Annotated in this window: 16 protein-coding genes; 12 read left to right on the forward strand and 4 right to left on the reverse strand. The window is 42.9% G+C overall.

What is annotated here, in order from left to right; genetic code table 11:
• The first annotated feature begins 45 nt into the window (after window positions 1-45).
• From FTU00_RS13875 to FTU00_RS13910, 8 genes are all read left to right on the forward strand, one after another.
• Window positions 46-735, forward strand: coding sequence for an FKBP-type peptidyl-prolyl cis-trans isomerase (locus FTU00_RS13875; RefSeq protein WP_179992913.1), 690 nt, complete (start codon window positions 46-48; stop codon window positions 733-735).
• Window positions 736-898: 163 nt separating this feature from the next.
• Window positions 899-1,633, forward strand: coding sequence for a dienelactone hydrolase family protein (locus FTU00_RS13880; RefSeq protein ID WP_159124503.1), 735 nt, complete (start codon window positions 899-901; stop codon window positions 1,631-1,633).
• Window positions 1,634-1,712: 79 nt separating this feature from the next.
• Complete coding sequence (locus FTU00_RS13885) at window positions 1,713-2,072, forward strand: HIT family protein (protein WP_005233203.1); 360 nt, start codon at window positions 1,713-1,715, stop codon at window positions 2,070-2,072.
• 166 nt (window positions 2,073-2,238) lie between these two features.
• Complete coding sequence (mutY, locus tag FTU00_RS13890; protein ID WP_125279707.1) at window positions 2,239-3,267, forward strand: A/G-specific adenine glycosylase; 1,029 nt, start codon at window positions 2,239-2,241, stop codon at window positions 3,265-3,267.
• A 90-nt stretch (window positions 3,268-3,357) separates the two neighbouring features.
• Window positions 3,358-3,861, forward strand: a complete 504-nt coding sequence (locus tag FTU00_RS13895; protein ID WP_171431287.1) for a M23 family metallopeptidase — start codon at window positions 3,358-3,360, stop codon at window positions 3,859-3,861.
• A gap of 15 nt (window positions 3,862-3,876) precedes the next feature.
• A complete protein-coding gene (locus FTU00_RS13900) occupies window positions 3,877-4,122 on the forward strand; it encodes a hypothetical protein (protein ID WP_004780440.1) in 246 nt (81 codons plus the stop codon).
• A 23-nt stretch (window positions 4,123-4,145) separates the two neighbouring features.
• Window positions 4,146-4,727: a DNA-3-methyladenine glycosylase I gene (locus FTU00_RS13905; RefSeq protein WP_179992911.1), complete on the forward strand. Its 582-nt coding sequence runs from the start codon at window positions 4,146-4,148 to the stop codon at window positions 4,725-4,727.
• Between the two features lie 4 nt (window positions 4,728-4,731).
• A complete protein-coding gene (locus FTU00_RS13910; protein WP_166135373.1) occupies window positions 4,732-5,754 on the forward strand; it encodes an NAD(P)-dependent alcohol dehydrogenase in 1,023 nt (340 codons plus the stop codon).
• An 86-nt stretch (window positions 5,755-5,840) separates the two neighbouring features.
• On the opposite strand, the gene FTU00_RS13915 is transcribed toward FTU00_RS13910, so the two are convergent.
• Window positions 5,841-6,731, reverse strand: coding sequence for a LysR family transcriptional regulator (locus FTU00_RS13915; RefSeq protein ID WP_180179914.1), 891 nt, complete (start codon window positions 6,729-6,731; stop codon window positions 5,841-5,843).
• Between the two features lie 113 nt (window positions 6,732-6,844).
• On the opposite strand from FTU00_RS13915, the gene dkgB reads away from it, so the two are divergent.
• The gene (dkgB, locus tag FTU00_RS13920; protein WP_180179915.1) at window positions 6,845-7,651 is read left to right on the forward strand and encodes a 2,5-didehydrogluconate reductase DkgB; all 807 of its coding nucleotides are present in this window, start codon (window positions 6,845-6,847) and stop codon (window positions 7,649-7,651) included.
• Window positions 7,652-7,660: 9 nt separating this feature from the next.
• On the forward strand, window positions 7,661-8,836 hold the full coding sequence (locus tag FTU00_RS13925; RefSeq protein ID WP_180179916.1) for an MFS transporter: 1,176 nt from the start codon (window positions 7,661-7,663) through the stop codon (window positions 8,834-8,836).
• Window positions 8,837-8,885: 49 nt separating this feature from the next.
• Here the strand turns inward: FTU00_RS13925 and FTU00_RS13930 are convergent, their stop codons facing one another.
• Together FTU00_RS13930 and dapB are read right to left on the reverse strand one after the other, a co-directional pair.
• Entirely contained in the window at window positions 8,886-9,530 is a 645-nt protein-coding gene (locus tag FTU00_RS13930; RefSeq protein WP_034704880.1) for an START domain-containing protein, read from the reverse strand.
• Between the two features lie 57 nt (window positions 9,531-9,587).
• Complete coding sequence (dapB, locus tag FTU00_RS13935; protein WP_180033589.1) at window positions 9,588-10,409, reverse strand: 4-hydroxy-tetrahydrodipicolinate reductase; 822 nt, start codon at window positions 10,407-10,409, stop codon at window positions 9,588-9,590.
• A gap of 353 nt (window positions 10,410-10,762) precedes the next feature.
• Between dapB and FTU00_RS13940 the strand changes: the two genes are divergently transcribed.
• Window positions 10,763-10,921, forward strand: coding sequence for a hypothetical protein (locus FTU00_RS13940; protein ID WP_257220872.1), 159 nt, complete (start codon window positions 10,763-10,765; stop codon window positions 10,919-10,921).
• 30 nt (window positions 10,922-10,951) lie between these two features.
• On the opposite strand, the gene FTU00_RS13945 is transcribed toward FTU00_RS13940, so the two are convergent.
• Entirely contained in the window at window positions 10,952-11,149 is a 198-nt protein-coding gene (locus FTU00_RS13945; protein WP_104426834.1) for a hypothetical protein, read from the reverse strand.
• An 854-nt stretch (window positions 11,150-12,003) separates the two neighbouring features.
• On the opposite strand from FTU00_RS13945, the gene FTU00_RS13950 reads away from it, so the two are divergent.
• On the forward strand, window positions 12,004-12,189 hold the full coding sequence (locus tag FTU00_RS13950; RefSeq protein ID WP_004780424.1) for a hypothetical protein: 186 nt from the start codon (window positions 12,004-12,006) through the stop codon (window positions 12,187-12,189).
• Window positions 12,190-12,467: the final 278 nt, after the last annotated feature.

The raw sequence follows: 12,467 nt of genomic DNA on the forward strand, positions 1-12,467 counted from the left end.
AAATAGGGAGAGCGACCAGCTCTCCTTTATTTTTGAGAATTGATAATGAAAATACAAATCAGTTTAATGGTTTTGCTGCTCAGTTCAGGCAGCCTTTTTGCTAAAGAGATCAATAATACAAGTAGTGAAGCTGAGAAGATTGGCTACAGCTTTGGTTATCTGATGGGTCGTAGTAATGCTGACACTTTAAAGGATCTTGATTTAGATGCATTTAGCCAGGGCCTAAAGACAGCCGCTGCTGGACAACAATCCAGTTTAAGCGATGAAGAAATGACCCAAGTGCTGACTCAGTATAAACGTCAAAGTGATGCCAAAGAACTGATTGTGCTGAAACAGAAAGCTGAAGAAAATGCCAAAGCTGGCAAAGCATTCTTGCAGGAAAATGCGAAAAAGCCAGGCGTTAAAACTACCAAATCTGGTCTGCAATACCTGGTACTGAAAGAAGGTAAAGGGAAATCACCAAGTGCTAACAGTAATGTCCGTGTGCATTATGAAGGTCGCCTGATTGATGGTACCGTTTTTGACAGTTCGATTGCCCGCCAGCAGCCAGTCGATTTCCGTACCACCCAAGTGATTACTGGCTGGACAGAAGGCTTACAGCTGATGAAAGTCGGTGCTAAATACCGCTTCTTTATCCCCGCTGATCTGGCCTATGGACAGATTGGTTCGGGAGATATCATTGAACCAAATAGTACCCTGATTTTTGATATCGAATTACTGGAAATTATTAAATAAAAATTCCTTTAATTGTAAAAGTTAAAAAGAGAGGCAAATTATTTGCCTCTCTTTTTTTGTACTGATGAGAAACGAATTAGTTGGAGCTTTTCATGTATATTCATAGCAGTTTTGCTATTTTATAGTTTAATCAAAATATTCAACAACAATAGAGGACTTCAGCATGGCAGCAATCAAGACCCGCGAAATTCAATATACTGCGCAGGATGGCAGCACTTTGATTGGTTATTTTGCCGCACCGGAAACTGATGCACCTGTAGCCGGTGTTATCGTGGCACCCGAATGGTGGGGCCGCAATGACTATACTGAACAGCGTGCCCGTGAACTGGCGGAACATGGGTATGCCGCGCTGGCAATTGATATGTATGGTGACAAGAAAGTAACCACCAACTCTGATCAGGCCTATCAATGGATGATGCAGACGTTTGAAGATCCGGACACTATCGTGAACCGTGCGAAAGCTGCTTTAGATACTTTGGCGGCACAGGATGAAGTCAATCCGGAAAAACTGGCTGCGATTGGTTTCTGCTACGGTGGTAAAGTGGCTCTGGATCTGGCTCGCTCAAATGCACCGTTAAAAGCTGTGGCTACTTTCCATGCCAACCTGTCTCCTAAAGCACCTGCACAGGAAGGCCAGGTACAGGCAGAAATTCTGGTCCTACATGGCGAAAAGGACAGTATGGTGAGCCTGGATGATGTCGCCAGCTTTAAAGAAGAAATGCAGGCGGCTAAGGTCGAGCATAATGTGATTGTATTTGAAAATGCCAAGCATGGATTCAGTAACCCGCTGGCGGATGAGCGCGCCAAGGCCAATGGTGTCGATCTGGGCTACAATGCTGAAGCAGAGAAACAAAGTTTGGCTGCCATGTATGAATTACTAGCACGACAACTCGCCTAATAACAGATAAATTGATCCGGCTCATGATCGAGCTGGGTCATACATGAAAAAAATAAATTCAATGAAAGGAGCCAATATCATGACTGAAAATAACTGCCCGTACTGTAATTTTGACGAATACGATATTCTGGCTAAAAATGATTTTGCTGTCGTGTTACCTGAACCCAACTCCCTGTCCAAAGGACATTATGTAGTTACTCCATTACGTCATGTGGCGTCATTTTTTGAAATCACAGATAAAGAACGTAAGAGCATGATGTCCTTACTTGAACAGGCTCGTAATGAATTGCAATTACGCTATCAGCCTTCCGGTTTTCATGTCGGGTTTAATGATGGCGAAGTATTTCAGGAAAAATCAGAACATTTACACATTCATATTATCCCACGTTATGAAGGCAAGGTATTAAAGCTGGATGCACGCTGGGGCATTGAAGAATAAGAATTTAAATTTTTTTCCCGAGTGAATGCTTTTCGAAGTGTTCACTTGTCCCTTCCATTTATTCATTTTTACTCTTTTTCAGTCTTGCTGTTTTAGCAGACTTTTCATCTTTTAGCTGGGTCTCTTCAGTTATACTAGGCCTCGTTTTCCAGTTTGTTCTATCTTCATGTTTGTATTTTCAGATGCCCTTTTAGAATGGTTTGATGTGCATGGCCGTCATGATTTGCCGTGGCAAGTGGCTGATGATCCCTATAAGGTCTGGGTCTCTGAAATCATGCTACAGCAGACTCAGGTCAAAACCGTGCTGCAATATTTTGAGCGGTTTATTCAACGTTTTCCGACAGTACAGGACTTAGGTACAGCTTCTTGGGATGAAGTCGCACCCTATTGGGCTGGGCTGGGCTATTATGCTCGTGCCCGCAATTTGCATAAGGCAGCCGGTATTGTAGCAAGGCAGGGGCATTTCCCGACGAGCCTAGAAGAATGGATCGCCCTGCCCGGCATTGGCCGCTCAACCGCGGGAGCCTTAATGTCTTTGGGTTTACGTCAGTACGGCGTGATCATGGATGGTAATGTCAAACGGGTGCTGGCACGATTTTTTGCGATCGAAGATGATCTGTCTAAACCGGTTCATGAACGTGCCTTGTGGGAGCTTGCTGAACAGCTTTGCCCGGTTGAACGGAATCATGACTATACCCAGGCGATTATGGATCTCGGTGCGACCGTCTGTACTCCGAAAAAGCCTTTATGCCTGTATTGTCCAATGCAGCAACATTGCAAGGCACATCAACAGGGTCTGGAAAATGAATTGCCCTTTAAAAAAGCCAAAAAGCCGGTACCGGTCAAAGCAGCTCAAGTGCTGTTGATCCAGTCAGGTGATGAATGGCTATGGCAGCAACGTCCTAATAGTGGTCTTTGGGGCGGGCTTTGGTGTCTGCCAATTATTGAAGACACTCATACATTTGAACAACTGTGCCAGCAACTGGGTCTGAAAAATCTCGTACAAAAGATCCAGATCAGCCACAGTTTCACCCATTTTACCTGGCAGCTTGAAGCCATGGTTTTTGCAGTCGATGCAGATCAGCAGGAACATCTGGCGATTGAGTTACAAGGCTTCTGGATGAACCCGGAAACTGCAGTCAATGCAGGTATTCCAACCGCCATGAAAAAATTGATTTCTACCGTAAATTTATGACATAGTCTGGGACAAGAAGAATCATACTGGCCTCATTTAAGGATAAATATTTTGCGCCATTCTCTTGCGTTTGTCGGGCTTTCTTTGGTGATGTTATTTCTGGTGGCGTGTAGTAGCGCACCGAAACATCCTTCTGCGGTTCAGCTTAATCCGGCACTGGTCAAAAAACTGAATCATATGCGTATGCCCTCTTCTCTGCCGATTCCGGTAGATCGGGTCCAGGCTCGTGAATTGAAAGATACCTGGGGAGCTTCGCGTAGTAGCGGCCGTTTGCATGAAGGCATTGATATTCTGGCTCCACGTGGAACCAAGGTTCGTAGTGCGACGCCTGGTCTGATCGCGGATTTACGGAATAACAATTTGGGTGGTAAAGTAGTCTGGATTCTGGGTCCAGGTGGTGCCTGGCATTATTATGCACATCTGGATGGTCATAAGCGTGGCCTGAAAGTTGGTGACTATGTCAAAAAGGGCGATGTCATTGGTTATGTCGGTAATACTGGCAATGCCCGGCATACTGCGCCACATCTGCATTATGGTCTCTATTTAAATGGTAAGGGCCGTGGTGTTGTTAACCCTTATCCATATTTACGTTAATTTTAGGAAGTTTACATGTCAGAAGCGTTGATCAACCGTCTGGTCGAATTTGCTGAATCAGGCAATCAACAGAAAATCGTGCTCAATGGCCAGACCTATCAGGGCTGGATCATGGAAATTACCGAAGAGGCGCTTCTGATCAGTACTGGTTATGCTGATAAAAGTGGTAAGGATATGTGGATCCAGTTCAGTGATCTGCAGCAGGCAGAACTCTCCTACTGGGACAATCAGCAAGATCAGTGGACGACATTTAAATTATAAGATAATCAAAAAAGGAGCATCCCTTGACGATCCAACGCTGTGGCTGGTGCTCTGATGATTCTCTGTATACTGCTTACCATGATCAGGAATGGGGACAGGCGCTGCATGATGAAAAACGCCTATTTGAAATGCTGTGTCTGGAAGGCCAACAGGCCGGTTTAGCCTGGATTACCGTACTCAGAAAACGTGAATCTTATCGCAAACATTTCTTTCAATATTCGATTGAAACGATTGCTTCTTTTACAGATGAGCAACTCACCGCAAAACTGCAAGATGCTAGTCTAATTCGGCATATCGGTAAACTAACTGCGATTCGTGATAATGCCCGGACCTGGCAACAGCTTAAATCTCAAGAAATTGATGTGGTCACATGGTTGTGGTCCTTTGCCCATCAGCCCCGGTTAAATAATGATGTTGCAGATTATCGTCAGGCTCCAGCACAAACCATTGAAAGCCAGAACATGTCCAAAGCCTTAAAAAAAGCAGGCTTTAAGTTTGTCGGTCCTACGATCTGTTATGCCTTTATGCAGGCAGTTGGCATGGTCGATGACCATGAAAATCACTGTCACTTTAAAACAATATCCTCCCATTCAAATAAGAGCTGAATCTATGTCCACTAATACTATTCAAGCCTATGCCGCAATGTCTGCCGGTGCTGCTCTGGAACCTTATCAATTTGATGCAGGTGAACTTCAGCCGCATCAGGTCGAAGTGAAAGTTGAATACTGCGGCCTATGCCATTCTGATATTTCAGTACTCAATAATGACTGGGGATCTTCAGTATATCCTGTGGTGGCCGGACATGAAGTCATTGGAACCATTACACAACTGGGTTCTGAAGCCAAAGGTCTAAAAGTAGGTCAACGTGTCGGTATTGGCTGGACTGCGGAAAGCTGCCAACATTGCGATCCTTGTATTTCAGGCCAGCAAGTGCTGTGTACCGGTGGTCAGGTTGCAACCATCGTCGGTCATGCAGGCGGTTTTGCAGATAAAGTCCGTGCTGGCTGGCAATGGGCAATTCCCTTACCCGAAGATCTGGACCCAGAAAGTGCAGGTCCCCTGCTCTGTGGCGGGATTACTGTATTTGATCCGATTCTGAAACATCAGATTCAGGCTATTCACCACGTCGGTGTCATTGGTATTGGCGGTTTGGGACATATGGCGATCAAGCTGCTGAAAGCATGGGGTTGTGAAATTACCGCCTTTACTTCAAATCTGGATAAAACCGATGAGCTGAAAGCTATGGGTGCAGACCATGTAGTGAATAGTCGTGACCCAGCAGCGCTTAAACCGCTCCGTGGTAAATTTGATCTATTAATGAGTACTGTAAATGTCACACTAGACTGGCAGGCTTATTTATCAACACTGGCACCAAATGGTACTGTACATATGCTGGGCTTACCACTGGAACCCATGCAAATTTCTGCAGGTTCACTGATTGGCGGTGCTAAATCAGTGACTGGCTCGCCGACAGGTTCACCAGCAGCTTTACGTCAATTATTAAAATTTGCGGCACGTAAAAATATTGCGCCACAAATTGAGTTATTCCCAATGTCGGAAATTAATGCTGCGATTGAACGTCTGCACTCAGGCAAAGCCCGTTACCGGATCGTACTGAAAGCCGATTTCTAATTTGTACCAATCATCAGTAAATCTAGATCTGCCCTAGCCTCATGTTAGGGCAGATTTTTTTATGGCTGTATTTATAAATAATTGGTTTATAAATATTTAGCCAGCTTCTGAGCCAGAAATTCAATAAATAGATGTACCCGTTTAGGCAGATGCTCCTGACGGTAATAGACTGCATGAATTTTTTGATAATGTAGCTCAATCTGATCTTCAAATAACGCCTGTAAACGACCCGCCTGCAAATCGTCCTCGACCAGAAAGCGTGACAGACAGGTAATACCTACCCCGTATAAAGCTAATTGACGGACAGTTTCCCCATTGGGTGCTCGAATCTTTGGCTTTACAGTGATAGGTTCGCCATCCAGCCGAATCGGCCAGGTGTTCAAATGTGTAGGCTGACTAAATCCCAGCAAAGTGTGCTCCGATAAATCTGCCACTGATTGCGGTCTGCCTTTCTGCTGTAAATATTCAGGACTGGCCACAATATACAAACGGCTGCGGCATAATAATCTGGCATGCAGGCTGGAATCATGCAGTTCTCCAAAGCGGATCGCGACATCGGTTTTATGTTCCAGCAGATCAATCACCTGATCATGATTATTTAGTTCAATTTCGATGTGGGGATAACGCTGCATAAATTCCTGAATTAGCGGCACGATTACATGCAGTACAAAAGGTGTCGCTGAATCGACCCGAATCAATCCTGAAGTATCACTATCTGATTTCAGTAAGGCATCTTCAGCTTCTGCCAGATCATTGAGAATTTTGCGCGCCTTTTCTAGAAATAGCTGGCCTTCTTGAGCCAGTTTCAGCTTACGTGTGGTTCTTTCTAAAAGAGTAACATTTAACTTATTTTCCAGACGTTGCAATGCCCGACTGACACCCGAAGTGGTTTGTCCCAAACGCTCTGCCGCCATGACAATAGAACCACTATCCACAATAGTGACAAAAGCCTGTAATTCTTCAATCGTCGATTTCATTTGTCACTCTTTTATTGATTTTCGGTCAATAATATTTTGCAAATTCAGCTATTTTTTCGCAACAATAAAAAGCACAAAATACTCAACATCGAAAATACTTAAAGATTAAAGCTATGAATATTGTTCCTCAATTTGGTGTTGGTACCTTTCGCCTGTCTGGACAGACCGTCATTGATTCAGTCAAAACAGCCCTGGAAGTCGGTTATCGCGCCGTAGATACGGCACAGATTTATGCCAATGAAGCGGAAGTGGGTCAGGCTATTGCAGAAAGCCAAGTTAATCGTAACGAGCTATTCATTACCACCAAAATCTGGACAGATCATTACGCACCAGACAAATTAATTCCAAGCCTCAAAGAAAGCCTGCATAAACTACGTACCGATGCAGTCAATCTAACGCTCATTCACTGGCCTGCACCTCGTTTAGGCGTTCAAATTCCTGAGCTGATGCAGACTTTATTAGAAGCCAAACAGCAAGGTCTGACAGAGCATATCGGTGTGTCCAATTTCAATATTGAGCTGACCCAACAAGCCATTGATACGATTGGTCTGGAGCATATCGCCACTAACCAGATTGAACTCAGTCCTTATTTACAAAATCAGCGTCTGGTCAATTTCCTACAATCTCAGAAGATTGATGTCACCTCTTATATGACACTGGCCTATGGCAAAGTGCTAAATGATCCTGTCCTGCAAGGAATTGCTGCCCAACATCAGGCTTCGACTGCACAAATTGCACTGGCTTGGGCCTTACAAAAAGGCTTTGCGGTGATTCCATCTTCAACCAAACGTGAACATCTGCTTGCCAATCTGGCAGCGCAGGAGATACAGCTGACCCAGGAAGAAATGGCTTTGATCAGCACCTTGGAGCGCAATGGCCGTGAGGTTGATCCGGACCAGCTTGCGCCTATCTGGGATTAAACAGAAACCATGAAAATTAATTTTCCTTTGCTTGCACTGGCAGTTGGTGCCTTTGCAATTGGTACCACTGAATTTTCTCCAATGGGTTTTTTGCCGGAAATCGCCCGTGATCTGGAGATTTCGATTCCTCGTGCCGGGATGCTGATCAGTGCCTATGCCTTAGGGGTAATGCTAGGTGCACCGCTAATGACCCTGTGGTTAAGCCGTTATTCCAAACGTAAATCTCTCATTTTACTGATGGCGATTTTTACGACTGGCAATATTCTGGCGACATTAGCGCCTAATTATCTGGGGCTGATGGGAGCACGCATCATCACCAGCCTGAACCATGGTGCTTTCTTCGGAATTGGTTCGGTTGTCGCGGCCAGTGTCGTTCCGAAAGATAAACAGGCCAGCGCCGTAGCCATGATGTTTATGGGCCTGACCATTGCCAATATTGGCGGGGTACCACTGGCAACCTGGATAGGACAACATATCGGCTGGCGTACGGCTTTTCTGGGTATTTCCCTGCTTGGTTTGCTGACCATGTTCTCCCTATGGAAAGCCTTGCCTGAAGGTCAAAGCAGCCAAAAACCGGATGTAAGGCAGGAGCTGCAAGTCCTGACCCGTTTACCAGTGGTGTTAGCTTTATTGACCACCGTGATGAGCGCGGGTGCCATGTTTGCTCTCTATACTTATATTGCGCCAAGTCTGCAAAGCTTTACTCAGGCTTCCCCTGCATTGATTACTTTGATGCTGGTACTAATTGGAGTAGGTTTCTCGATTGGTAATCATCTGGGTGGCAAGTTTGCAGACCTATCCTTAGATAAAACCCTGATCGGCTTTTTAATCTTGCTCATGCTGATGATGCTGCTCTTCCCGATTCTGGCAAGCACAGCTCTTGGCGCAGGTCTGGCATTAATCATCTGGGGTGCTGCTGCCTTTGCCGTAGTTCCACCTTTACAGATGCGAGTCATGTCCGTGGCTTATGATGCGCCTGGACTGGCTTCTTCGGTAAATATTGGTGCCTTTAACCTCGGGAATGCTTTGGGTGCGATTGCGGGAGCCAGTGTGCTAAATCTGGGACTTAGCTATAGTGCGGTTTCATTTACCGGTGCTGGGCTCAGTGCTGTTGCTTTGCTTCTGGTCGTGACTCAAATGAAACTGGCTCCACAGCAAGATATTCCTGCGCAGCAATGCTCTTAAAATTTCCTTCATCAAAAAGTCCGCCTGATGCGGACTCTTTATTGGCTATTTAGCGTAAAGCTTCAGGTAACACAGGCGTTGCCACAGGTTTAGCCAGTTCGGTTTTCATCTTTTGCAGCATCTGATAAGGCTGCTGCTGCACAAACATATTCACAAAGGTCAAAGGAATCGAACCTTCAGGATTGGCATAACCATAAGTAGATACCTTGACCTTGTTATTCGCCAGTTTCTGGAAAGTCCAGTCTCCCTGATAATCAGTCAAACGTACATAATTCGGATTTAGGGCATAACCGGTCTGAATCGCTTTATTCTTGATGGTGATCTGGCCATTTGCATCCTTGATCATTTTACCCTGCACAATCAGATCACGATCTTTTAAAGGAAATGGAAAATCCAGCACCATATACAGGATAAAATCACCTTTTTTATCATCACGCGACAGCACCTTGATACTGCCCATATAAGGCACCCATTTCACTGCATGATCAACATCCAGAATTAAAGAGACGGCATTCTCAATCGGGACATTGTAGGTGGTTTCGGCTTTATAGAGAAAAACGGGATTCCGCTCATCCTGATAGGTCCAGACTTTAATATTATTTTTATTAATGCTGAGCTTGGCATTCTGCACAGAGGTCGACTGTGCTGTAGCGGCAAAGGCTACAGCACACGCCATTAATATTAATTTCTTCATTCCATTGTCATCTTATTTTAGTTTTAAGTTATTTTTATATAGGATTTTGACGAAAATTTATACTTGAATATCGTTAAAACCAAGTACATCCTTCATGTCATATTTACGCGCATCACGACCAACGACCCAAGCTGCGGCACGTACGGCACCCGCTGCAAAGTTCATACGATTGGTGGCTTTATGCGTAATTTCAACACGCTCGCCTTCGCCAATAAACATTGCAGTATGTTCACCGACGATATCACCGCCACGAATGGTCTGAAAACCAATGCTTTTACGTTCACGAGGACCCGTATGCCCTTCACGATGATATACCGCATCTTTTTTCAGATCACGACCCAGTGCTCCAGCAATCGCCTCACCCATCATAAGAGCTGTACCTGATGGCGCATCTACCTTATGACGGTGATGCGCTTCGATCACTTCAATATCGACCGTATCACCAAAGACTTTAGAGGCAAGTTCTAACAGTTTGATCGAAACGTTCACACCAACTGAATAGTTCGCTGCATAGACCACTGGCGTTTCTTTTGCAGATTCATCCAGATAAGCCTTTTGTTCGTCATTCATACCAGTAGTACCAATCACGATCGCAACGCCATTTTCACGGCAGATTTTAAGATGATTCACCGTCGCAGCAGGTGCTGTAAAGTCGATCACCACGTCACAGTCTTTGACCACTTCTTCAAGATGGCCGACAACCTTTACACCCAAGTTCCCTACGCCAGCCAGTTCACCGGCATCTGCACCAATGAGTGAGCTTTCAGGGCGCTCAACAGCTGCTGCCAATTGGTAACCGGCTTCTTTCACCGCCTGAATAAGGATGCGTCCCATACGGCCGCCTGCGCCTAAAATCCCAATGCGTGGTGTCGCTGACATAACATAGTCCTGATGTTGATTCGAAATTGCTCTTACTATAGCAAAACTCGCTCATAACACTAAGATTGATCGCATAAAAATCAATGAAAAGAATTAAAGAGGGTCATGAGGGTTTTTGATATGCAGTCCATATAAACAATAGTTTATGGCTGAGTAAAAAGAAAAATAATTCCATTAGAGGAATAATGATTAAATGCTTAGTCAGAGATAAACTCATTTAAAGAAAAATCTAGTTAATAAGAATTAGTTTCTAATTATAAGTAATTGAATTTAATAAAATAATAAATATTTTTCCATAATAAGTATGATCTTGATTTTTCATATTTAGAACATTTGTATTTAAGGGAAATATATTGAAAATCCAGTTTGACCGCCTCAGCAATATAAGTACCACTGATATTATTGAACTAAATACCCATCATCGTGTACTGAAGCATATGCCTTTAGCGCATGGCATTATTTTCGATGAAGCACGATGTATTGCTTGGGTAAATAAAAGTATAAATCCATAATACTTTTTTAAATTTAAGAATGTTTAAGGATCAAGCATCAAGTAGTTGACCAACTTCCAAGCTGGTATATCCACGTTCTTTAAAGATCAAAATAATCGCTTTTTTATAATCTTCACAAATAGATGTTTTATATTTAGTGATAAGTTGAATCTCGGAATTCAGCTCCAGATCATTTTTTAAGGTCAAGACTTCAGTAGAGATCTTATTAAAAATCTTTAAATTAAACATATAGGCACCTGTTATCAGTTGTAGCGGCCCGACTACAACAAATACCTGCCTTAGCTCAGCTAGACACCCTTGGTCGCAAGGATTACAAATTAGAAAAAGTTCTGCAAGTTTTGAGGAATTGACAGATTAAATAACCTTCTAAATCCTGCCTATTTAGTAAGATTGTCAGCCTAAAAATTAATTTTATATATCAATTTCTTAATAATCTCATGATTGCTAAAAATTTAATAGGAACCAGTTTTTGTAACAATTCTTTTAATATTCCAGATTATTCATAATATTTTATTAGTTAAATAAATAGAGAGATCATTAATTCAAGATTTTCATATCCTGAGGATGAGGTCTTAAAAGACAAAGTATTTTTTCTATCTGGCAAAGGTAAAACCAGACTCTTTGTACGCTTTGGCTCACATCAATCTCGGCCTTTTGCTGCTATCCAGAATACTGGAAGTTTCCTATGATGAATTCATCAGGAACAGGAAGTTCCAAACAAGAATAACAATAGATCAGCACAAGGACAGTAAGGTACGACAGGAGTTATACCGAGCGAACCCATACGAAAAACCCCGGCAGGATGCTGGGGTTTTTCTTTTAGTATTTAAATTAAATTTCATCCTTTAAATGTGCAAATATGTGACATAAATCACATTAATAAATCCATTTTCTTATATATTTTGCCACTTGCTCAATTTTATGAGATTAATGATTAATCTTATATTTCAGTTATTTAAATAACATCAAACTACATTAGTAAACATAAGTACACACAAAAAAACATCAATATCTACATTTTATGTCAACATTTTTGCCAAGTGTACTGAGTAGTACACTATTTTTAATACAAGGAAATTTATATGAAATTAGTTCAATTAACTTTTGCCGGGGTAGCGTTAATTGCTGCATCACAAACTTTTGCTGCTGAAGAAGTAGCACAAACAGCTCCTGCTGCAACTGAAACAGCTGCGTCTGAAGTTCAAGCTGCTGAAGCACCTGCAAGCGAAGCTCCAGCATCAGAAGCTCAAGCAACTGAAGCTCAATAATATGACAGGATTTATATTTCTCTGCGTGAGGGGTATAAATCCTTCTTAAAAAGCCAATATCATTAAAAGAATAATTTTCTCATTATTTTTATCTAATAATTAACTTATACATCTTTTCCGAATTTAAGCTATAAAAAAGGACGCCTGAGCGCACTGCTGTCCCATAGTTTGCTTTAAATAAAAAAACCTGAGTCCTAACAGTTAAAATATGAGTGCAAACAAACACTTTAACGACCAGGATTCAGGTTTTGTCCCATCAGAATACCGTATTTCATGAG

This window comes from Acinetobacter sp. YH12041, assembly GCF_013419975.1.
GTDB lineage: Bacteria > Pseudomonadota > Gammaproteobacteria > Pseudomonadales > Moraxellaceae > Acinetobacter.